The sequence below is a fragment of the Microcoleus sp. B4-D4 genome (genome assembly GCF_036705185.1).
Lineage (GTDB): Bacteria > Cyanobacteriota > Cyanobacteriia > Cyanobacteriales > Microcoleaceae > Microcoleus.
The window spans coordinates 329,629-350,864 of record NZ_JAUBTX010000001.1; the positions used below are offsets into that span (position 1 = coordinate 329,629).

Genomic DNA, 21,236 nt, shown 5'->3' on the forward strand with positions numbered 1-21,236 from the left:
TAATAACTAGAAACAGACAACTAATGATAGCTTTGCTTGACGCATTCCTCGCCCAAACCCCCGCTGCTGAGGTTGGCGGGCCCGCTCCACTCAATTTGGTGCAGACGATTGTTTTAGGAATTGTACAGGGATTAACGGAGTTTTTACCAATTAGTAGCAGTGCTCATTTGAAGGTAGTGCCGATCGCCCTGGGATGGGGCGATCCGGGGGTTGTTTATACTGCTGTGATTCAGTTAGGCAGCATTGTCGCCGTGCTTTGGTATTTCTGGAAAGACTTGACAAATATAACTTTGGGTGCAGTCAACGCTGTGGTGCAGCGCGACTACAAATCACAAGAGTTTAAAATGGCTTTGGGGATTGCTTTAGGAACAATACCGATAGTCTTTTTTGGGCTGCTAATCAAGATATTGGTTCCAGATTTTGACAACTCGCCGCTGAGGAGTTTGGCTAGCATCGCCATTGCTTCGATCGTCATGTCGCTGCTGTTAGCAATAGCCGAAAAAATTGGCACGCGCGATCGCACTTATGAAAAATTAACCGTCCAAGACGGTATTGTGATGGGATTAGGTGAAGCAATGGCGTTGATTCCGGGGTGTTCGCGATCCGGTTCCACCATAACAGCAGGATTGTTTATGGGATTGGAAAGAGCCGCCGCCGCGCGGTTTTCTTTTTTATTAGGAATTCCGGCAATTACTCTGGCTGGATTATTGGAATTGAAGGGTGCTTTGGGTTCGGGAATCGGCGAAGCTGGACTTGTCGCTTTGATAATAGGAACGATTTCTGCCTTTGTATTTTCTTATTTGTCGATCGCGTGGCTGATGAAGTTCCTGCAAACTCAGAATACGTGGGTATTTGTGTGGTATCGACTCGCCTTTGGCGTGGCTATTTTGACGGCGCTTGCAGGTGGGGCATTGAGAAATAGTTAACTGGTGAAATAAGCTTAGTAGGAGCGAATTAAGCCGCTCCTGCTCTACAAAATAGCAGCAAAAAAGGATAGAATTAAACTATGAGCGCACATCAAAAATCCATCATCGACCAATTCACCCGTCAGGCTGTGCCATTCTCTAACTTGTACGGCCACACAAATCAAGAATCTCTAGATTTATTGATAAAAATGGCCAACGTATCTGACAAGGATACAGTTCTAGATGTTGCTTGCGGCCCCGGTATTGTTGCTTGTGCTTTTGCGGCAGTTTCCAGCAGCGTTACTGGCATCGATTTAACACCAGCAATGCTAGAACAAGCCCAGATTTTGACCGAGCAAAAAAACTTGACTAATCTCTCGTGGTTGCAAGGCGATATCGAAACGCTACCGTTTCCCGATAATAGTTTTTCCATTGTGCTGAGTCGCTACGCTTTCCATCATTTTTTGTGCCCCGATGTTGTACTCTCGGAGATGGTTCGCGTGTGTCGCGCGGGCGATCGCGTTCTAATTGCTGACGTAGTAATGCCGCCGGAAAAAGTTGATGCTTACAACTATATTGAAAAACTGCGCGATCCATCTCACACTCGCGCTTTGACTCTGGAAGAGTTGCCGAAATTAGTCGCTGATGCCAACCTTCACAATGTCAAATTGGCATTTTACAAAGTAGAATTAGAACTAGAACAGCAGTTAGCCGCTTCTTTCCCAAACCCAGGCGACGGCGATAAGCTGCGACAAATTTTTAGAGATGATATTGGTGTTGACAGTCTGGGGATTGGCACACATTTGCGAGGCGATGCAATTCATTATGCGGTTCCCATCGCTGTGATTGTGGGGGAAAAAGCAAAGTGATAGTTAACAAGTAAAGGGAGAATCTCAGTTTGGCAAAAAGATTTTTTTTATTGAGCGTGCGAGCTTAAGAGTTCGCGAGTAGTACAATACGCGATCGGGGACGCTCGCACTATAAATGTAAAACTGAGATGCTCCTACTGGTGGCAAAAATCAATTAAAATTAAATAATTCATCCTACACCAAGCAGCACAATTCTATTTTCGCCGAGGCTAAGCGATGTCTACCGAAAAATTAGTTAACTGGCTCGAATCAAACACCGAATTAGGCATATTATCCCGCGAGATTTTACAGGCGATCGCGCTGGAAATGGAAATGGCAACTTTTCCCACGGGATTTCGAGTGGTAATCGAAGATACGCCCGTCACCAATCTCTACATCCTAGAAAGTGGACAAGCCGATCGCTACCGGCGCAAACAGCCCGGTTTAATGTGGGGGAGTAGTTTGTTACCGGGGGCGATCGTCAATTTATCCGCCCTCCAACGATCGCAACCGGCAGATAGTCGAATTATTGCCCGTACAGAATGTCAATTTTGGGTAATTAGTGCCTCGCGCTGGCGCAGTTTGCTAGAAAGATATCCACGCATCACCGAAGCCTACGCTCAACGCTTGGCCGCGAAATTAGAGCAGCTAGAATCAGAAATCGCCTACGAAAGAGAGCGTCAAAACGCCCTCCGCAGCTATCTAGTACCAAGGGCGAAACGCGGAGTAATTGGAAATAGCCGTTATGCAGTGAAATTGCGCCAACAAATTCGCACAGCATCGAGTGACAATCGATCGGTATTAATCTCTGGCGAACCTGGTTTAGAAAAAGATAATTTAGCAGCTTTAATTCATTTCGGTTCCCACCGCCGCAACGAGCCAGTTATTCAGATCAAAAGTGCCTTGCTGCAGGCTAATGGAGCAGAATTATTCGGGCGTTTGGGCGGCAAACCGGGATTGTTGGAATGGTTGGGCGAAGGGACGTTAATTTTCAATGACGTGCAAGAATTACCAGCTCAATTATGCCCCCAAATTCAGCAACTATTAACCGAAGGAACCTATACATTAGTAGTCAAAGAAGGACAAATACCACCGCCACCGCGTTCTACTAATGCCCGCATTATTTTAATCTCAGAAATTGTGCAGCCCAAGCTAGATAAGCTGACACAACACAAGATTAAAGTCCCATCCTTGCGGGTGCGAAAAACAGATTTAGAAGCACAAGTCAACTATTATCTCAATATCATTGGTCGCAAAAAGAAATTAGTCAAGCCCCAAGTCACACCAGAAGCAATTCGCCGCTTGCAAGCCTACGATTTCCCCGGTAATTTGCAGGAATTGCAGGGAATGGTCGATCGCGCTTTAGTTCAAGCCCAAGGAAGTCAGGTACTAACCGAAGAAGTATTTTGGGCCCAAGCGGCAAAAAAACAAAGATTTCGCCTGAATTTATTAAATATCTATCCTAAATTTAGGCAATTTTTACGGAGTGATTGGTATCCCGATCGCGTGAATTATTGGTTTACCAGTTGGGTATTTGCATTAGTAGTAATTATCCTATTTGTTGCTCCCCAAGATAGAGAGCATAATTTTGCTCTGAACATTTTCTGGGCCTGGTGGTGGCCGTTGATGTTATTATTATTTCCCCTAGTCGGGCGATTGTGGTGTGCCTTTTGCCCCTTTATGATTTATGGAGAAATCGTCCAAAAACTATCGCTAAAATTTTTCCCGCGAACTCTCAAAAAATGGCCGCGCCAATTAGCCGAAAAATGGGGTGGTTGGTTTCTATTCGGACTATTTACCCTAATCTTTCTCTGGGAAGAGTTGTGGAATTTAGAAAATACCGCCTATTTATCCAGTTGTTTGTTATTGCTGATTACGGCGGGCGCGGTAATTTTTTCGCTAATTTTTGAAAGGCGGCTTTGGTGTCGATATTTATGCCCCATCGGAGGGATGAATGGATTATTTGCTAAACTTTCGATCGTCGAATTGCGCGCCCAACAAGGAACCTGCGCGGCGGAATGCACCACCTACCAATGCTATAAAGGCGGCCCGGGCTTGGGGGAAGGATTAACCACTAATGGATGTCCAATTTATTCCCATCCGGCCCAATTAACTGATAATAAAGATTGCGTCTTGTGCATGACTTGCTTAAAAGCTTGTCCCCATCGATCGGTAGAATTAAATGTGCGTCCTCCGGGAATCGAATTATGGACAACCCACGTTCCTCACGGTTATGAAGTTGCCTTGTTATTTCTATTATTAGGCGGTATCTATCTCCATCGCTTGCCGGAAATCGATAGTTTGTTGGGGTTGGGCATCAATTTAGAGCAATTTTTACCTCACTTAGGAATGTCGCTCGCGGTGTTAATTATTCCGCCGCTGATTCCGTTAGTAGCTTACGCCGTCATGCAGGCAATTTACCAATTGGGACAAGCAAAAAATATTCCATTTACAACCTATAAACCTCTCTCATTTGTCTTTCTTGCCTATGGATATCTACCCCTAGTCTGGGGCGGTAGTTTGGCTCACTATTGGCGATTGGGTTTGCAGGAAGGCGGGCGATTGATTCCGGTAACTTTTGCCACTTTCGGACAAATTAGAGATGATTTGCCTAGTTTTGTAGGAGATCCAGCGGTGATTAGCTTTTTGCAAGGTTTTACTTTGATTGTCTCGTTGTTGGTGACGATATTTGTGACTCAAAAAATTGCTAAGCGATCGATTAAATCTTTGATTCCTCAGCATTTAGCGAGTTTGTGTCTGATGGTGAGTTTGTGGTATGCGATCGTGGGTAACTAATGTAAAATAAAACCAGGAGGATTTACTATGAATTCACAACTTCAACAAGCGATCGATCTTGCTCAGTCACTGTCATTGACTGAACAGCTTGAACTACTTAAAACACTATCCGGTATTATTCAACGCACCCATTCTCTGGAAACTCAAGCTGCAACAACAGAGGAAGATACAGATTTTTCAATAGCAAGCTTTCGCCAATCTTGGCAGCAAGCCATGACTGGAAAAACATTACCCCTTTCTCAACTTTAGGAGGGTTTAGCACAACTTCTGAAGAATCAGATGCTTTAGTCTTTTCGTTATAATCCCATGAGTAAACTGGCTGGAAGCAAACTATGTCAATACCGAAAAAAGGAACAAGAAAAATTATAGTTGATGGGGAGCCTTTCATCTGGCTAATCCGAAGACAAGCTGCTAATATGCAAGCAGAATCGGGAAATCTTCATGTTGCTGTCGAACACGCTGATAGATCGGGATCGGTGTTAGTTATTATCACCGATAGAGCTCATTCTCAAGGTTGGAATCCAACAACTAACTGTACATTTATGCCAGTAACACCCTCTGATGTAGCACAATGGATACGGCAAGCGGTGCAACTCGGATGGCAGCCAATGCGATCGGGAATAACTTTTCAGGTGCAGATTGCAGGAGGATGTGCAGAAAAAATATATTAGAGCCGGGAGTGTCGATCGGCTATGCTGAAGATAGAAAATTCACACCGCCCTCAATCTCAAAATGCTACTCGTTCCTACGGCTGAACCAATTCCGCTTGTGGCTGATGCAAACGGTGTCATCCGCATTAGCACAACCAGAGTCACCTTAGATACAGTCCTTACAGCTTTTCTAGAAGGAGCCACAGCAGAAGAAATCCGGGAACAGTACCCGTCTCTTGAACTTTCGGATATTTATTTTGCGATCGGCTACTACTTGCGACACCAATCCGAAGTTGATGCTTATCTGATGGAACGTCAACGTCTTGCCGCAGAAGTTCAGCAGGAAGCAGAAAAGCGTTTTAACCCAGTTGGAATACGCGATCGCTTATTAGCAAGACGCAACCAAAAAGGGTAGTTTTATATGCTGCGATTATTGGCTGATGAAAACTTTAACAATCAAATTGTTCGGGGTGTTTTGCGGCGGAATCCCGATGTTGAGATTGTCCGCGTTCAAGATATAGGACTCAGAGAAGCAGACGATCCAACAGTCTTAGAATGGGCTGCGCTGCAAGGGCGGGTTGTACTAACTCATGATGTAGCAACCATGACAAACTTTGCCTACGATAGAATCGAAGCAGGTTTGGCGATGCCAGGGTTATTTGAAGTCAGCCGCCGTGTTGCAGTGGGTTTGGCGATTGAGGAAATTTTGCTGATTTCTGAGTGCAGTCTGGAAGGAGAATGGGAAGGACAAGTGCGATTTTTACCTTTACGCTAACTGCCATAAAATTGTCATAATTCAATTAATGATACAGATTTAATGTGACTTAATAAATACAATAAATCATTTGAAAGCTTGTGGATTGTGGGTCGATCGCACTTCACAAACACATATTTTTTACTAGGCATCCTGCTTGACAAATGGTATAAATTATGATATGAGTTGAGACTTGATTAAAATAGAAAATTAATTTTTGAATAGCAATTTATCAAACTTGAAAATGCAAGCGCGATCCTATGAGCGAATCCTCAACCAAACCAGCCCGAATTACCAAAGTTATTCCCGACAGCATCGCAGCAGAAATGGGATTTGATGCCGGAGATTCCATCGTCGCCGTCAACGGCCAAAAACCCCGCGACTTGATCGACTATCAATTTCTGTGCGCCGACGAATTTCTGGAACTAGAAGTTTTAGATGCCAAAGGCAAAACTCACAAATTAGAAATAGAAAAAGAGTATGACGAAGACTTGGGCGTAGAATTTGAAACAGCCCTCTTCGACGGACTAATTCAGTGTAACAATCGCTGCCCTTTTTGCTTTATTGACCAGCAGCCTCCGGGAAAGCGCGAAACTCTTTATCTCAAAGATGATGACTACCGCCTCAGTTTTCTTTACGGCAGCTATTTGACTCTCACCAATCTGACTGAAAAAGAGTGGAACCGAATCGAACAAATGCGGCTTTCTCCTCTCTATGTTTCGGTGCACGCTACTGAACCGGACGTGCGAATTCGGTTGCTGAAAAATTTCAGGGCTGGGAAAATTTTAGAGCAAATTAAATGGTTTCAAGAGCGCCGCTTGCAAATTCACGCTCAAGTTGTGGTTTGTCCGGGAATTAATGATGGCGAACATTTGGAACGCACTTTGTTAGATTTGGCAAAGTTTCATACCGGAAATATCCCGGCTGTAGCATCGGTGGCTGTAGTGCCGGTGGGTTTAACTCGGTTTCGCCCAGCCGAAGATGAATTAATTGCAGTAACTGCGGAAAAAGCGCGGGAAGTCATCGCGCAAGTGCATCAAATTCAAGGGGTTTTGAGTCAGGGTAAAGGTGGCGGAAAAGCCAAGAAAAAGAATTCAAAATCTGGCTGTATTTGGCTGGCTGATGAATGGTTTTTAATCGCGGGTTTGGATTTGCCGTCGGCGGCTGATTATGAAGATTATCCCCAAATTGGTAACGGTGTGGGTTCTATCCGCCAGTTTATTGGGCAGTTTGAAGCGGCTTTTGCTAAGCTGCAACCGCTGCCGGTTATTGGGCCGCGCCAGTTGGTTTGGGTGGTGGGGAATGCTGTTGAAAAGGCTTTTGAGCCGATCGTACAACAACTAAACCAAATTCCCGGCTTGTCGGTCAACATGGCCGCACTCTCCAGCCGCTACTGGGGACAAAGTATCACCGTCACGGGTTTGCTCACTGGGCAAGATTTGCTGGAAGCTTTGCAGGGGCGAGACTTGGGAGATGGCATCTTGCTGCCTTCGGTTATGCTAAAACAGGGTGAACCTCGTTTTCTCGATGACATGACCGTAGAACAGCTAGCTAGCTCGCTGAAAACCCGGATTTTGCCGGTGAGCGGAGTAGAGGAACTAATCTCAGGGGCGATCGGTCTGGCAACTGCTGAAGTTCAATTCTAAATTTTGAATCAAGCATTCAAAAGTTTAAGATGAGTAGGTAATTGTGACTTGTAAATGTTTAGTCCCGGCTACAGACTCGAAAATTGAGAACTCAATCTTGCTCTAAAATTGTCTCTAGAATTGCAGTAATTAAAAAATTATGCGTGTTTTTCGTCAAATCGTCGTGGTCGGAGTGGGCGCTGCAATTACTTTCAGCAACGCCGCACAAACTGCTTCGGCCCAGCCCCCGGCTCAATCTCTCGACAGCTCTGCCAGCTTAAATCAGCTCGAATTAGGCCCGAATATTCGATCGACCTCGAACACAGCGTCAGAACCAGCATCAGAGCCCGAAGAGTCGATCGCCCTTAACCCCCCAACCTCCGAGGCGGCTCCGCAAGGGGAAGCAAATATCGCAGCAACTGAGCCAACCAAGCCCGAGCAAGCATCAAAGCCCCAACAGGCTGCTCCGGCTTCCCCTTCCAATGCGCCTGCACAGAAGGCGCAGTCTGGAACGCCCGCAAATACAGTCTCTCAGCAGCCAATTCCGAGCGGCCCAAACAGTGTTCCGGCGCCCAATTTGCCAGCACTAACTCCCCGCGGCACTCCCATCGAAAGTTTCCCCCCAGTCACCCCGAAGGGCATTTTAGAAACCAACCCTCCGGCTTCCCTAGAACCCAACCCGAATCCGCTGCAGTTTCCGACCAAGCCGGAGGATGTCAGAATCGAGCAAACAGAGTCAATTACCTTGCAGCAGGCTATAGACATCGCCCGCCGCAACAGCCAAACTTTGCAAATCGCCGAGAAGCAAGTCGAACAAAGTCGATCGGTCGTGCGCGAACAACAAGCTGCTTTATTTCCAGACCTGACTTTTCAAATGAACGCGAGTCGCCAAGTCAGCGCCAGCGGACAGATTGGAGTGCAGTCCCGGCTGCGTCGCAATGAGACTTTGCCGGCCAACCAACAACTACCGGCGAATTCTCCCGAGTTCGACAATTTCGGCAGCATCAGTCTCAACAACAGTTTGCAGTTGAGCTACGACCTCGACATTTTCGGCCGCCGCAACGCTAACATCCGCGCGGCTAGGGAACAGTTGCGCTTTCGGGAACTGGATTTCGAGCGCCAAGCCGAGCAACTCCGCTTCGACACTTCTGAGGCTTATTACAATTTGCAAAACTCCGACGGACAAGTTGCTATCCGCCAAGCTTCTGTGAGAAATGCCCAGCAAAGTTTGCGGGATGCTGAAGCTTTGGAACGGGCCGGGGTAGGAACCAGGTTTGCGGTATTGCAAGCTCAGGCAAATTTGGCTAACGAACAGCAGCAACTCTCGGTGGCCCGCCGCGACCAGCGAGTGGCCCAGCGCCGGCTGGCTGAGCTTTTGAATATCAGCCAGTCAGCAAACTTGACGGCGGCTGACCCGGTGGAGCAAGCTGGCTCTTGGCGGCTGTCTTTGGAAGAGAGTATTGTGCAGGCTATTAAGAATCGCCCCGAGTTGGAACAGCAGTTGGTACAGAGGGATATCAGCAAGCAGCAAAGGCGATCGATTCGGGCGGGGGGACTGCCTCAAGTCAGTGTCAGCGGTTCCTACAACTTCCAGGGGGTCACTTCTGACAATCCAGACCCGTTTTCAACTCGCGGCTGGGGGAGCGGCTATGCGCTGCAAGCGAATTTGACTTGGAATATCTTTGATGGGGGTGCGGTGAGGTCGAGGATCAAACAGCGGGATGCTGATATTGCGATCGCCGAAACTCGATTTGACCAAATCCGCAACCAAGTGCGCCGGGAAGTGGAACAAGCGTATTTTGGCTTGGAGTCGAGTTTTGAGAATATCGAAACTTCTGAGGCGGGAGTTTTGCAGTCGAGGGAAGCTCTGCGTCTGGCGAGACTGCGGTTTCAAGCTGGTGTGGGTACTCAGACGGATGTGATTCAGGCAGAAACTGATTTGACTAGGGCTGAGAGAAACCGATTGTCGGCAATTGTCACCTACAACCTGGGGCTTTCGTCTCTCCAGCGGGCTGTGAGCAATCTTCCCAGTAATAACCTCTCGGATGCTCCTTGATAGGAGTTTGCCCCAAAAAATGCCACTGTAGGTTAACTCCAAACCCATATCCGATCGGTCATTCCCAATTTTCAAATCTCAAATCTCAAATGCTATGAGATTGGGTTGGGTTGGCTTGGGTTGGGTTGGGGCGATCGACCTTTAATCGTTAAGGATGAGACATCGGGTATGAAACGTCCGACACATTAGTTAATATTTGGTTAGAGAGCTCCATGTCAACTGCGTTAAGGAATCGGTAATGGCCAATATCAAGTTTGTGAAGGAAAATCAGGAAGTCATCGCAGCAGATGGAGCCAATTTGAGGCTCAAAGCTCTAGAAAACCGCATCGACTTGTACACGTTTTCGGGAAAGATGATGAATTGCGGGGGCTACGGTCAATGCGGCACCTGCATTGTGGAAATTGTCGAGGGAAGTGAAAACCTCTCGCCCCGTACTGATTTTGAGAACCGCAAGCTCAAGAAAAAGCCCGAAAACTATCGGTTGGCTTGTCAAACTACCGTCAACGGCCCGGTGAGCGTGAAGACTAAGCCGTAGCTAGGGTTTGCCAAGTTCTAGGGAAGACGAAGAAGGAAGAAGGAAGGAGGAAGACGGAAGAGGGAAGAGGGAAGAGGGAAGAAGCTGTAGACTTCTGGGGTTCTCGGGTTCTCGGGTTCTCCGAGGCTCCGAGGCTCCTTCTGTCTTCGAGTTTTCCTTTGGCCTTTGAGTGGTATCCTAGTAGTGTGTGTTTTCCTATTTTTTTGATAGAGGCGGGGGTCTTCATGGAAGTTAATGATTTAGGTTTTGTGGCAACCATTCTGTTTGTATTGGTTCCCAGCGTTTTTCTCATCATTCTGTACATTCAAACGGCTAGCCGTCAAGGTGGAAAAGAATAGCAATTGCTGCTATTTTTGTCTGGCAAAAGCTAGTTGTAAAAAAAAAGCGCCAACAGTTTTTTTCTGGGGCGCTTTTTTTGTGAACTGTTTGGAAACGAAAATTTAATTATATCAATTCCGGTTGCACTCCTCATGATGTTAACTGTTGACTGTTAACTGTTGACTGTTGACTGTTGACTGTTGACTGTTGACTGTTGACTGTTGACTGTGAATCGAACAACTGAAAATTGCACCGAGATAGGTGGTGACTTATAAAAATCATTCATGAATTTCTCTCTAAGTTATCACCTGACAATGCAGCCGGAAACGATATTACTTAGGAATACAATTTAGTAATTGCTCGTTACCAGACTTTTGTCGCTAACAATCAAAACAAGCAAATCGCTTAAGCGATTTGCTTGGCATTCCTAGGAAGATTTTAGCTACTTTCTTGACAATCTCAAAACTGACGCACGCCGGGAATAAATGGTGCTGAGGTTTTGAGATTGCTCGCGGACGATCGAGAATTACTCGCACTCGCCGCACCCCACCGCTGGCGATGAGAGTCTAGCCGACGACTGTGCGGGCTAGCAAGACGGGACAGTTGGCGTAGACTCTCACGTAGTCCGAGAGAGAATTTCCTAGGAGTCGATCGAGATCCAAAAAGTTTTTGGCAACATTGGGCCGCCGATCCGGGGAACCGATTACTAATAAATCGGCATTCACTTCGTCTGCAATCCGACAAATTTCTTCCCCGGGCTTACCTGTGGCACTCACGCAGCGGTAGCTAACTCCCAGTTGTTTCGCGAGGGCTACTGCGGAAGCTAATACTGGGTCTTTTTCAGCATTTGCTGTTACATCTTCGGTGGATTTTCCAGTCAAATCTTTGGTGACGTGCACTAAAATTATCTGTCCGCCGCTGACTTCTTTGACAAAAGATAGGGCTAGTTCTAAGGATTGTTTGGCGGATTCAGATGGGTCTATGGCCACCATGACTCGCCGGATTTTTTTGACGTAGATGTCGTCTTTGACCAACAGCATCGGTCTGGATGTTAGCTGGAAAACGTACTGGCTGACTGAGTTTTCCAAAATCGATTGCAGCCGTCCCAATCCCCGAGAACCCATAATCACTAAGTCGGATTGTTCTTCTTCTGCGACTTGGCAAACTGTGGTTTTTGGGTCTCCCTGTTTCAGCCGGGGATTGACTTTGTTGGGATCGATTTTTAAGGACTGGACTGCTTGTGCTAAAATCTTGCCTCCTTCTTCCAACTTTTGGGCCATGCCGTCGGATGTCACTTGGGGCGGCACGACGTGCAATACGGTGACAGAGCTTTGTTGCAAGGAAGGGATGTCCATCAACATATTAAACATCTCTTCGCACAAGCCACGACCGGCAACGGCTACTAAAATTTTTTCTATCATGGTTGTTTTTTGCAGTAAAAACAGTTGAGTTTTCTTGTGCGACTCTCTCACTAGAGCGTTGGTACTCTAGGGGGTCAATGTCAAGCATAGGCCTGAAGTTTGCTTTATGATTTGTAGAAATGTAGCGTTTTGGAACAATTTGTAACGTGTTAGAGAACGATCGAACTCAACCAGAACTCGCACCGACTGGTGCTATTCAAAATCGACCCGGTATGGACTCTGAGGGCTGGTTTGAATATTTGGTGCGAGTCTACCCTCACCATACTGACTATTCGGGTATGGTTTGGCACGGGACTTATCTGGCTTGGATGGAGGAAGCGCGGGTGGAAAGTTTGCGCTCTCTCGGTATTGAGTATGCGGAGTGGGTGGCGCAGGGTTTGGAATTGCCCGTGGTGGAGCTTTCGCTGCGCTACCACCGCTCTGTGCAAATGGGTCAATTGGTGGCTGTCAGAACGCGGGTGGCGGCGAGTGAGGGTGTGCGGCTGCTTTGGGATTACGAAATTCGATCGCCCGATACGCAGGAATTATACGTGACGGCGCAGGTAACTTTGGTTGGTGTCGATCGGGACAAGGGCAAGATTATCCGCCAATTGCCGCCGGCGCTCAAGGAAGCTTTGACAAAACTTTCTGTTAAACCTTCAACCTAAGCTGCTGTTAACTACCAAAAATATAGTCCTGCACGGGTCGCCAGAAACTGGGTTTTTTGCCAAAAATTTGGTTGTAGCCCTTGATGCCAACAAAAAACCCGGTTTCTTAAGTAAGGAGTGCGTAATTCCTGACCGGGTTTTGGCATTCTTCTAATTTATACTTTCAGCCTTGGTGGGACTTTTCAATAATGTCAAAAAACTTGGAATTAGCCGAAGAAAATATTGACATACAGCACAATATTTTGGCAAATAATCAGTTAATACCTGCGTCAATAGCAGAAGAAACAACGATTGTTTCTGGAAACCCGGACAATTTAAACAACGGTGAATTAGCTGACGACAGTCAAAGTAAAATTTGGGCGATCGTCTCGCTGTCTGCGGCGCTGCTGGCGGTGTCCCTGGCGGCCATTTTTATTCGGTTGAGCGAACGGGAAATCAGTCCGAATGCTACGGTTTTTAACCGCTTGTGGATAGCAACTGCGGTATTTGGAATTTGGAACGGGGCGGGGGAAGCGCGCCGCCGAATGTCTGGGAATGTAGTTGAAGCGCGATCGAACTACACTCTGAAGGATGTGATGTTATTAACAGCCGTCGGCGTGGTTTCTTCTGCTTCTCTCGGTTTCTGGGCCTGGTCGCTAACTCAAACTAATGTCGCTAATTCTACCGTACTTCGCAACTTAACTCCTTTATTTACTACTTTGGGGGGATGGCTGCTGTTGGGACGGCATTTTGACAGCAGGTTTTTGCTGGGATTGGTAGTGGCTTTGTCAGGCGCAATTGCGATCGGCACTACCGACTTACAAATCGCGGGAGACAATTTTACCGGGGACATTGCTGCTTTGTTATCCGCAATGTTTTATGCAGCAAATCTGCTGATTGCGGAAGATTTGCGAACCAAGTTCCCGGCGACAACTATATTGATGTGGCGCTGTTTGATTGGTAGCCTCTTGATTTTGCCCTTGGTTTTGCTGGAGGGCGATCGAATTTTCCCTTATTCTTGGGAAGGATGGCTGGCTGTAATTGCCTTAGCCGTGATTTGTCAAGCTTTTGGCCAAGGACTTCTCATCCACAGTCTCGGCACTTTGTCATCGGGATTTGTCGCCCTTTTTCTGCTGCTAGAACCAGTAATTACGGCGATTATTGCCTGGATGCTATTTTCGGAAAGTTTGAGCTTGTTTAATTGGTTTGCTTTCTCTGTAGTTTTGGCTGGAATATATTTAGCCAAATCGAGCAAATATGCCGATCGCAAATAAAACAAAAAAGGAAACAACTTAAATGGTAGCAACATCAACCAGCATAAATTCCTGGCATTACGAATTGAGTTTGCTCCCTCAATACTTAGAAAAGCTGTTTGCCAAACTGCGGATTGCTGTGGTGTTCGGCGGTAACTGCGATCGCCAGGGAGCCGTAATTTACAAAACGCACAATCCCCGTTCTTGGAAAAGCTACGAAATCGTCGCCCGCGAGATTGCCAGAGCATTAACCGAAATTGGCTTTCAACAAGTCTTTGTCATCCCTGATGACATGAACTTGCCCGCACAACTAAAAGAACAAAAAATCCATTTAGTCTGGCTAAATACGGGCGGAGTGCAGGGCTACAATCCTGTTTGTCACACTCCCGCCTTGTTAGAAATGTTGGGAATGCCCTATGTCGGTCACAATCCTTTAAACAGTTCTACTTTAGACAACAAACACGCTTTTAAACGGGAACTGCAATCAGTCGGAATAAAAACTGCTCCGTTTATGACTTGGCACCCTTCCCAAGGAATTTTTAAACCTAATTTGCACGAGCGTTTTGCCATAGTCTTCGGTGATTATCGAGGGCCTTTTATTGTTAAACCAGTATCCGGCCGGGCTTCGCTGCAGGTTCATTTTATTGACAAAATTGAGGGTTTATCTCAGGCGGTTTCAGAAGTTCATCGAGAAACTCATAATACGGCTTTAATTGAAAAATATTTGCCAGGAAGAGAATTTTGTGTAGCGGTTTGTGGTTATGTAACTCATGCTAAAGGCTGTTTTACCAAAAATCCAAAACCCTTTGCCTTTTCCACGGTAGAACGAGTTTTTGAACCGGAGGAACGCATCTTTACTTCTATGGATCAAAAGGCGATTACGGCAGATCGCGGGCGGTTGATGGGGGAGGAAGAACCAGAACTCAAACAAAGGTTAATTGAGTTAGCTTGCAAAATATATTGGGAGTTTAGTTTGAACAGTTTGGTGCGGATTGATGTCAGGAGTGATGCTGAGGGTTCACTTTATGTTTTGGAAGCAAATCCGAAGCCGGATCTAAAACATCCAGACGAAAATGTGACAAGTTTGGTTACTTTGGGCTTGGCGGAATACGCGATGAGTTATAACGATTTAATTTTTAGTTTGCTGGCGGATCGGTTGGATTATTTGTTGACTCAACATATCGCGATTATTCCTCATATTGTGGATTTACTTCGCTAATTGAACTTTGACAAAACATCTTGTAGGGCGTGCATTGTACGCCGTTGCATTCAAATTTATTGCCAATCTACTGTTGGAGGATTATGCCTTCGCTCCCCCGGTGCCCCCGCATCGAAAAGGGGAGCGGAAAATATCAAAGTCAACCCCTACTCCCAGACTATCCGGGGGAGTAGGGGGGTATGGGAGGGGGAGCGAGACGCGCGTATCAACGAGAAATACAAAGGTTTTTAGGGTTGACTTGACAGCAATGCAACAGACACCTTACCTGTTGCATTTATGTAAATAAATATAAATTGCCGAGCCAAGTAAAAAAAATGCGCGCAAGTTGTGATAGCTTTGAGCAAGAACACGATTTGTGGATGTCCATTTTTTGGGCAAGCATCAGGGCAATTCAATTTATATAGATTAGATAAACCAAATGGAAGCATTACTTTTATTAATAGGATTTGGAGGCGGGGCATTAGTCTGCTGGCTAATTTTGAATAAGCGAAATTCACGAAATTTGGTGCGGATGCACGGCTCGCAGGAGGCTATATCGAAGTTAGCGTCGCAGTTGGATGCCAGAACTTCGGAATTGCGCCAAAAAACCGAGATGGAAAATCAGCTTAATTCTGAATTGTCTCAGTTGCAAAATCGCTTGGAAAGTGTCACTAGCGAGCAGGATTTATTAAATAATCAGGTGTCGGAATTGGAAGGGTTTATGGCCCAAATTGCTGAAGAGCGATCGCAAGTTGATGCTTTGATTGCTGATTTGCAGTTTCAGTTAGAAAGCGCAGGGCAAGCTCAGTCGCAGTTACCGGAATTGGCGGAACTTCAAAATCAGCTAGAAGTTGCGGATCTGGAGCGATCGCAACTTGTAGCTCAAATCCTGGAAATGCAAGCAGAGCGAGAGGCGCTGGATGCAGAGAGTGCTCTATTTCGCGATCGGCTGTCGGAATTTGGCAGTCAGTTAGAAACAGCCAGTCAAGGTAAATTGCAGCTACAGTACCAGTTGTCGGAAATTCAAATTAAGTTCGAGCGCTCAATTCAAGAACGGGAGCAACTGCATTCTCAACTGTCGAATTTGCAAGCTCAATTGGAAAGTGCAGAACAAGAACAAGAAATACTCAATTCTCAATTGGAAACCGCCCGCCAACAAGCAGAACAACCTCTATCTGAATTATTAGAGTTGGAAACACAGTTAGAAGCTGCCAATCGAGATAAAATGCAGTTAAACTCTCAATTATCTGAGCTACAAAATCAATCACAGACAGTTATTGGAGAGCGAGAACAACTGCTTTTGCAGTTGTCAGAATTGCAGGCTCAAGTAAATCCCAGCGAGGGAGATAACTCCCAACTTCTGTCTCAATTATCGGAACTGCAAGCTCAATTAGAAACTGCTAACACTGAGCAATCGCAGCTTGCGGCTCAACTCTCGGAATTCCAAAGTCAAATTGAGCAAGCAAACCAAAACCAAAATCAACTGCAATCTCAAATATCCGAGTTAGAAACCCAGTTAGAAAGCGCGCATCAAATTCGCTCAGAATTGGAATCACAGCTTGCGGCTCAACTCTCGGAGTTCCAAAGTCAAGTCGAGCAAGCAAACCACAATCAAAATCAATTACAATCTCAAATATCCGAGTTAGAAACCCAGTTAGAAAGCGCGCATCAAATTCGCTTAGAATTAGAATCGCAGCTTGCGGCTCAACTCTCGGAATTTCAAACTCAAGTCGCGCAAGCCAACCAAAACCAAAATCAACTGCAATCTCAAATATCCCAGTTAGAAAGTCAGTTAGAAAGCCCGAATCAAATTCGCTCAGAATTGGAATCGCAGCTTGCGGCTCAACAGTCGGAATTCCAAACTCAAGTCGCGCAAGCCAACCAAAACCAAAATCAACTGCAATCTCAGATATCTAAGTTAGAAACTCAGTTAGAAAGCGTGACGGAAATTCGCTCAGAATTGGAATCACAGCTTGCGGCTCAACAATCGGAATTCCAAACTAAAATTGACACAGCCAACAAAAATCAAAATCAACTGCAAGTTCAAATATCCGAGTTAAAAACTCAGTTAGAAAGTGTGACTCAAATTCGCTCAGAATTGCAATCACAGCTTGCAGCTCAACAGTCGGAATTCCAAACTCAAGTCGAGCAAGCTAACCAAAACGAAAATCAACAGCAATCTCAGATATCCAAGCTAGAAACTCAGTTAGAAAGTGTAAGTCAAATTCGCTCAGCATTGGAATCACAGCTTGCAGCTCAACAGTCGAAATTCCAAACTGAAATTGACACAGCCAAGCAAAACCAAAATCAACTACAGTCTCAAATATCCCAGTTAGAAAGTCAGTTAGAAAGCCCGAGTCAAATTCGCTCAGAATTGGCATCTCAGATTGCAGCTCAACAGTTGGAATTTCAAACTCAAATTGACACGGCCAACCAAAATCAAAATCAACTACAATCTCAAATATCCGAGTTAGAAAGTCAGTTAGAAAGTGTGACTCAAATTCGCTCACGATTGGAATCTCAGTTAGAAACTGCTAACAGAGAACGATCGCAACTTGATGCTCAAGTCTCAGAACTTCAAAGTCAAATCGAGACAGCCAACGAGAATCAAGCTCAATTGCAACGTCAAGAATCTGAGTTAGAACATCAGTTAGGAACAGTCAATCAAGAAAGCTTGGAGTTACAATCGCCAATTGTCGAAAAGGGCGATCGAGAAATTCCCCAGGCTGAATTAGCAGACCAAATTGAAGAATCCACCTCACAACCAATAGTTGATAAAAGTCAAGGCCTTGTCGTTTGCCAAAAAGGTCAAGGCGATTATACTACTATTAGCGAAGCGGTAAAAAATGCGGCTTCTGGTACGCGCATTTACGTACAGCCCGGTTTGTATCGAGAAAGTTTAATCATCGACAAATCTGTGGAAATTATCGGCAGCACAGAAGCGGGTAGCGTCACTGTGGAAAGCACCGACTCAAACTGCATTCAAATGCAAACCGACAGCGCTTTAGTCCGAAGTTTGACACTGATCGCCACGGGGAAATATTATGCTGTAGATATTCGTAGAGGCGAGTTAATTTTAGAAGACAGCGACATCACTTCTGCCAACTATTCTGTGGTGGTAATTTGTGGCTCCGAGGCGAGTTCGGTAATCCGCCGCTGTCAAATTCACGATGCAATATGGAACGGGATTTTTATCTCGGATAATGGGAAAGCAACGGTGGAAGATTGCAATATTTATAATAACGGCAGTCTGGGAATCGGTGTCGGATTGGGAGGAAAATTGATCGTGCGCCGCTGTCGGATTAATAGTAATGAAGGTGAGGCGATTGTAGTTTACAGAGATGGCATTGCTACAGTAGATGATTGCGATTTAACGGGTAATACTGGCGGTGCTTGGCGGATTGCAGATAACGGATACGTGCGCGGTAAAAATAATCAAGAATAGAAGAAGGCAGTAGTCAGTTGGCAGTTGGCAGTTGGCAGTTGGCAGTTGGTAGTTGGTAGTTGGCAGTTGGTAATTGGCAGTTGGTAGTTGGTAGTTGGTAGTTGGTAGTTGGTAGTTGGTAATTGGCAGTTGGGAGTTGGCAATAGTCATTAGTCCTTAGTCATTAGTCATTAGTCAACAGTCAACAGTCAACAGCTAACAGCTAACAGCTAACAGCTAACAGTCAACAGTCAACAGTCAACAGCTAACAGCTAACAATTCTAAATTCCTAACAAGCGAGCGGGATTTTCTTTCATCATTAAATCAATTTCAGGTTGAGAAATGCCTTCATCCATCAACTTTTTTACAAATAATTTGTAACCTTCGGCAGGTAAAGGATCCGGTTTTCTTCCCAAATCTGTGCTCAGAACAAAATGCTCGGCTCCGATGAGTTTAATGGCTGCTACCATCTGATTAATCGAAACGTGATGCCAGTTTTTGTGTCCGTCATCGGCGGCATTTTCTCCCATCAAATCGTTGACAAATGCTAATTCTAGAAACGCTCCCATCTGAGCTGCTGTTTGCATATTTTCTAGGGACAAACCGGGTACATCGGCCATTGCGTGGGTAATCAGGATGTTTTTAATGTTGAGAAGTCTGGCTTGCCGGACAACTGCCATAACTTCTGCTGAGGAAATGTGTCCGGTTTCCAATACTAAATTATCTCTAGCTACTATCTTGAGTACCGCTGCTGTTTCTGGTAAAAGTTGGCCGTTTTCTGCTACTTTAATCCCGATTCCCGATTTGTGAAAAACCTTTAAATGATGCTCGGAATCAACGGTTGGCAGCCACACTACTTTACCGTATTTGCCGCCGATGCGGTGCATTGCTTCTACAGCTTGGGGATTAATCCCGCCTACGGAATGATTGAGAACAATTCCCCCGAAAACTTCGATTTGCGGTACAATTTTATTAACCAAAACTGCCCGCGCTGCCGTGCTGCCATAGTGATTTTTTAAGACAACTGCTTTCATGTGCGCGCTGGCGGCAAATTTAGCTACCTCAAAATCATCCAACCTGCGGGGAATCACATCAGGAGAAGAATGGATGTGAAAGTCGATCGCACCTTCAATGATACTTTTTTGTGAGTCCATCGGCTGCAACTGTCCGACAGCATAAACTGGCAGACAAAACCAATAGCAAAAAATTAAAACTAACGTAAAAAAACAGCCTGCATTCATCCCCTCTTTGCTTCTCTCCTCTGCGCCCTCAGCGTCCTCTGCGGTTCATTACCTCTTAAATAAAAGACTTAACCGCATTTGCCAAATCTTCTGCAAACTCTTCATGCAAACCCAAAGTTCCCGGAATAACTCGCGATTCCACTCCCGGTAATTGAGCTAATACTTCCATTTCCGCCTTAGATTTTGGCGGCGCTTTTTCAGCAACTACAACCATCACCGGTACTGTTAATCCTTGGAAGTTGGCGACAAATTCTTCCCGCGTTTTTGCCGGATCTAAACCACCAGTCACAAAAGCCGCCGAACCAAACCTCGCCCCCGGTTTTTGAGTGACTTTCCGCTTATTTTGAATGAAATCCGCTGTGACTTTGGCGTCATCGGCGTAGACGTGGCGGCGGTACATCAAACTCAGGAATGACGGCGCAGTGTTCAGTTTGTACAGGAATTGACCGATTAAGGGCGATCGTACTAATTCTCTCACCATTCCGTGCCAACCCCTTGGCTGTTTGCTCATTGTCGGCAAAGGCCCGCGCCAAGTCGGTGCAGCTAACACAATCTTCGACCAAACATTCGGCTTTGATTGCGCTAATTGCATCGCATAACCCGCAGCGTGACCGGCCGCAACTACAGCCACAGGACTGTTAAAAACTGACTCTACAAAATCCTTCAAAAACTGATGGTATAATTGCGGTTCGTAGTCGGTGCGCGGGCGCGAAGATTCGCCGAAACCAGGCCAATCTACACTCACAACTTGAAAATTTGGAGCTAAAAACTCTGCTAAAGGACGCATTTCTTCCCGCGTTGAAACCGTACTGAAAGCCGGCAGCAACAATACGGGTTTTCCTTCTCCTCTGATTTCGTAAATAACTTCAATCTGTGTTTCTTTCCAGTTCCAGAGATATTTCTGAACTGTCGCGGGATAGTTGCTAGAATTAGATTTGGTTAAATCGGCAGTCTGAATCATGGCTGTTTTTCCGGTTAGTTTGCTTCTGCTTGCGCGCTCAATTCGCAAGCCACTGCTTTATTTTTCATCATTTGAAAGATGTTATAAAATCCGTTAGCGCGGGAAGGTGTCAGGCTCACATTCAATCCCGTATCTTGAATAAAATCTGGGGTAATGCTAACTATTTCAGCAGGGGTCAATCCGCTCAAACCTTCCACGAGCAAGCCAACTAATCCTTTGACTAACTGAGCGTCAGAATCGCCTTGATACAAAACTTTTCCGTCAGTCAAATTGGCGGTAATATAAACTTGCGATACGCAGCCAGAAACTTTGTTTTCTGGGAGTTTATCGCTTTCGGTAAATGCTGGGAGTCGCTTTGCATACCACAGCAGTTGTTCGTAGCGCTGTTTCGGATCGGAGTGTCGCTGGAAGCGCTGGACGATTTTAGCTAGGGCTGCGGGTAGCGCGGTATTTGCGGACATGATTTCGAGTAGCGGTTGAATTTGCTGATCTTGTACATTCTATTGTACCAGTAGGGCGATCGATATAGTCCTGGATGCACCGATCGCCAGAAATCGGGTTTCTGACACCCGCGCACATCCAAGAAACCCGGTTTCTGCAATAATTTACGCATCCCCACCAAAAT

At 45.8% G+C, this 21,236-nt stretch carries 19 protein-coding genes; 15 read left to right on the top strand and 4 right to left on the bottom strand.

Features of this window, described 5'->3' with window-relative positions; genetic code table 11:
* Positions 1 to 23 precede the first annotated feature (23 nt).
* The 11 genes from QUB13_RS01335 (at position 24) to psbM (ending at position 10,507) form a co-directional block, all read left to right on the top strand.
* Entirely contained in the window at positions 24 to 926 is a 903-nt protein-coding gene (locus tag QUB13_RS01335; protein ID WP_333378040.1) for an undecaprenyl-diphosphate phosphatase, read from the top strand.
* 80 nt (positions 927 to 1,006) lie between these two features.
* The gene (locus tag QUB13_RS01340) at positions 1,007 to 1,774 is read left to right on the top strand and encodes a class I SAM-dependent methyltransferase (RefSeq protein ID WP_333378042.1); all 768 of its coding nucleotides are present in this window, start codon (positions 1,007 to 1,009) and stop codon (positions 1,772 to 1,774) included.
* 216 nt (positions 1,775 to 1,990) lie between these two features.
* Positions 1,991 to 4,549: a sigma 54-interacting transcriptional regulator gene (locus QUB13_RS01345; RefSeq protein ID WP_333378045.1), complete on the top strand. Its 2,559-nt coding sequence runs from the start codon at positions 1,991 to 1,993 to the stop codon at positions 4,547 to 4,549.
* Between the two features lie 27 nt (positions 4,550 to 4,576).
* Entirely contained in the window at positions 4,577 to 4,798 is a 222-nt protein-coding gene (locus QUB13_RS01350) for a hypothetical protein (RefSeq protein ID WP_333378048.1), read from the top strand.
* 83 nt (positions 4,799 to 4,881) lie between these two features.
* Positions 4,882 to 5,220, top strand: a complete 339-nt coding sequence (locus QUB13_RS01355; protein WP_333378050.1) for a hypothetical protein — start codon at positions 4,882 to 4,884, stop codon at positions 5,218 to 5,220.
* A gap of 61 nt (positions 5,221 to 5,281) precedes the next feature.
* Positions 5,282 to 5,614 (top strand): DUF433 domain-containing protein, encoded by a 333-nt coding sequence (locus QUB13_RS01360; protein ID WP_194066251.1) that lies wholly within the window; start codon positions 5,282 to 5,284, stop codon positions 5,612 to 5,614.
* 6 nt (positions 5,615 to 5,620) lie between these two features.
* Complete coding sequence (locus tag QUB13_RS01365) at positions 5,621 to 5,974, top strand: DUF5615 family PIN-like protein (protein ID WP_194066250.1); 354 nt, start codon at positions 5,621 to 5,623, stop codon at positions 5,972 to 5,974.
* Positions 5,975 to 6,213: 239 nt separating this feature from the next.
* The gene (locus QUB13_RS01370; RefSeq protein WP_333378053.1) at positions 6,214 to 7,599 is read left to right on the top strand and encodes a TIGR03279 family radical SAM protein; all 1,386 of its coding nucleotides are present in this window, start codon (positions 6,214 to 6,216) and stop codon (positions 7,597 to 7,599) included.
* Positions 7,600 to 7,738: 139 nt separating this feature from the next.
* Positions 7,739 to 9,634, top strand: a complete 1,896-nt coding sequence (locus QUB13_RS01375; protein WP_333378056.1) for a TolC family protein — start codon at positions 7,739 to 7,741, stop codon at positions 9,632 to 9,634.
* 238 nt (positions 9,635 to 9,872) lie between these two features.
* A complete protein-coding gene (locus QUB13_RS01380) occupies positions 9,873 to 10,169 on the top strand; it encodes a 2Fe-2S iron-sulfur cluster-binding protein (RefSeq protein WP_194065444.1) in 297 nt (98 codons plus the stop codon).
* Positions 10,170 to 10,393: 224 nt separating this feature from the next.
* Positions 10,394 to 10,507: a photosystem II reaction center protein PsbM gene (gene psbM, locus QUB13_RS01385; protein WP_193970859.1), complete on the top strand. Its 114-nt coding sequence runs from the start codon at positions 10,394 to 10,396 to the stop codon at positions 10,505 to 10,507.
* Positions 10,508 to 11,053: 546 nt separating this feature from the next.
* Here the strand turns inward: psbM and QUB13_RS01390 are convergent.
* The gene (locus QUB13_RS01390) at positions 11,054 to 11,908 is read right to left on the bottom strand and encodes a universal stress protein (RefSeq protein ID WP_333378060.1); all 855 of its coding nucleotides are present in this window, start codon (positions 11,906 to 11,908) and stop codon (positions 11,054 to 11,056) included.
* Positions 11,909 to 12,054: 146 nt separating this feature from the next.
* Here QUB13_RS01390 and QUB13_RS01395 point away from each other — a divergent pair, with 146 nt between their 5' ends.
* The 4 genes from QUB13_RS01395 (at position 12,055) to QUB13_RS01410 (ending at position 18,430) form a co-directional block, all read left to right on the top strand.
* Complete coding sequence (locus tag QUB13_RS01395) at positions 12,055 to 12,555, top strand: acyl-CoA thioesterase (RefSeq protein WP_194012814.1); 501 nt, start codon at positions 12,055 to 12,057, stop codon at positions 12,553 to 12,555.
* 188 nt (positions 12,556 to 12,743) lie between these two features.
* Positions 12,744 to 13,808, top strand: coding sequence for a DMT family transporter (locus tag QUB13_RS01400; RefSeq protein ID WP_333378063.1), 1,065 nt, complete (start codon positions 12,744 to 12,746; stop codon positions 13,806 to 13,808).
* A gap of 22 nt (positions 13,809 to 13,830) precedes the next feature.
* A complete protein-coding gene (locus QUB13_RS01405; protein WP_333378066.1) occupies positions 13,831 to 15,006 on the top strand; it encodes a D-alanine--D-alanine ligase family protein in 1,176 nt (391 codons plus the stop codon).
* Between the two features lie 418 nt (positions 15,007 to 15,424).
* Positions 15,425 to 18,430 carry a right-handed parallel beta-helix repeat-containing protein gene (locus QUB13_RS01410; RefSeq protein ID WP_333378069.1) on the top strand — a complete coding sequence of 1,002 codons (3,006 nt, stop codon included), beginning with the start codon at positions 15,425 to 15,427 and terminating at the stop codon, positions 18,428 to 18,430.
* Positions 18,431 to 18,690: 260 nt separating this feature from the next.
* Here QUB13_RS01410 and QUB13_RS01415 read toward each other — a convergent pair whose 3' ends face one another.
* From QUB13_RS01415 to QUB13_RS01425, 3 genes are read right to left on the bottom strand one after another with little or no spacing between them, the layout of a single operon-like run.
* Positions 18,691 to 19,650 carry a DUF6282 family protein gene (locus QUB13_RS01415; RefSeq protein WP_333378071.1) on the bottom strand — a complete coding sequence of 320 codons (960 nt, stop codon included), beginning with the start codon at positions 19,648 to 19,650 and terminating at the stop codon, positions 18,691 to 18,693.
* 55 nt (positions 19,651 to 19,705) lie between these two features.
* Positions 19,706 to 20,611 (bottom strand): alpha/beta fold hydrolase, encoded by a 906-nt coding sequence (locus QUB13_RS01420; RefSeq protein WP_333378074.1) that lies wholly within the window; start codon positions 20,609 to 20,611, stop codon positions 19,706 to 19,708.
* 14 nt (positions 20,612 to 20,625) lie between these two features.
* On the bottom strand, positions 20,626 to 21,072 hold the full coding sequence (locus tag QUB13_RS01425) for a SufE family protein (RefSeq protein ID WP_194066240.1): 447 nt from the start codon (positions 21,070 to 21,072) through the stop codon (positions 20,626 to 20,628).
* Positions 21,073 to 21,236 lie beyond the last annotated feature (164 nt).

What these genes read in the sequence shown, in the direction of transcription:
- QUB13_RS01335 (WP_333378040.1), top strand. Translation starts at nt 24, where the DNA reads ATGATAGCTTTGCTTGACGCATTCCTCGCCCAAACCCCCGCTGCTGAG.
- QUB13_RS01340 (WP_333378042.1), top strand. Translation starts at nt 1,007, where the DNA reads ATGAGCGCACATCAAAAATCCATCATCGACCAATTCACCCGTCAGGCT.
- QUB13_RS01345 (WP_333378045.1), top strand. Translation starts at nt 1,991, where the DNA reads ATGTCTACCGAAAAATTAGTTAACTGGCTCGAATCAAACACCGAATTA.
- QUB13_RS01350 (WP_333378048.1), top strand. Translation starts at nt 4,577, where the DNA reads ATGAATTCACAACTTCAACAAGCGATCGATCTTGCTCAGTCACTGTCA.
- QUB13_RS01355 (WP_333378050.1), top strand. Translation starts at nt 4,882, where the DNA reads ATGTCAATACCGAAAAAAGGAACAAGAAAAATTATAGTTGATGGGGAG.
- QUB13_RS01360 (WP_194066251.1), top strand. Translation starts at nt 5,282, where the DNA reads ATGCTACTCGTTCCTACGGCTGAACCAATTCCGCTTGTGGCTGATGCA.
- QUB13_RS01365 (WP_194066250.1), top strand. Translation starts at nt 5,621, where the DNA reads ATGCTGCGATTATTGGCTGATGAAAACTTTAACAATCAAATTGTTCGG.
- QUB13_RS01370 (WP_333378053.1), top strand. Translation starts at nt 6,214, where the DNA reads ATGAGCGAATCCTCAACCAAACCAGCCCGAATTACCAAAGTTATTCCC.
- QUB13_RS01375 (WP_333378056.1), top strand. Translation starts at nt 7,739, where the DNA reads ATGCGTGTTTTTCGTCAAATCGTCGTGGTCGGAGTGGGCGCTGCAATT.
- QUB13_RS01380 (WP_194065444.1), top strand. Translation starts at nt 9,873, where the DNA reads ATGGCCAATATCAAGTTTGTGAAGGAAAATCAGGAAGTCATCGCAGCA.
- psbM (WP_193970859.1), top strand. Translation starts at nt 10,394, where the DNA reads ATGGAAGTTAATGATTTAGGTTTTGTGGCAACCATTCTGTTTGTATTG.
- QUB13_RS01390 (WP_333378060.1), bottom strand. Translation starts at nt 11,908, where the DNA reads ATGATAGAAAAAATTTTAGTAGCCGTTGCCGGTCGTGGCTTGTGCGAA.
- QUB13_RS01400 (WP_333378063.1), top strand. Translation starts at nt 12,744, where the DNA reads ATGTCAAAAAACTTGGAATTAGCCGAAGAAAATATTGACATACAGCAC.
- QUB13_RS01405 (WP_333378066.1), top strand. Translation starts at nt 13,831, where the DNA reads ATGGTAGCAACATCAACCAGCATAAATTCCTGGCATTACGAATTGAGT.
- QUB13_RS01410 (WP_333378069.1), top strand. Translation starts at nt 15,425, where the DNA reads ATGGAAGCATTACTTTTATTAATAGGATTTGGAGGCGGGGCATTAGTC.
- QUB13_RS01415 (WP_333378071.1), bottom strand. Translation starts at nt 19,650, where the DNA reads ATGAATGCAGGCTGTTTTTTTACGTTAGTTTTAATTTTTTGCTATTGG.
- QUB13_RS01420 (WP_333378074.1), bottom strand. Translation starts at nt 20,611, where the DNA reads ATGATTCAGACTGCCGATTTAACCAAATCTAATTCTAGCAACTATCCC.
- QUB13_RS01425 (WP_194066240.1), bottom strand. Translation starts at nt 21,072, where the DNA reads ATGTCCGCAAATACCGCGCTACCCGCAGCCCTAGCTAAAATCGTCCAG.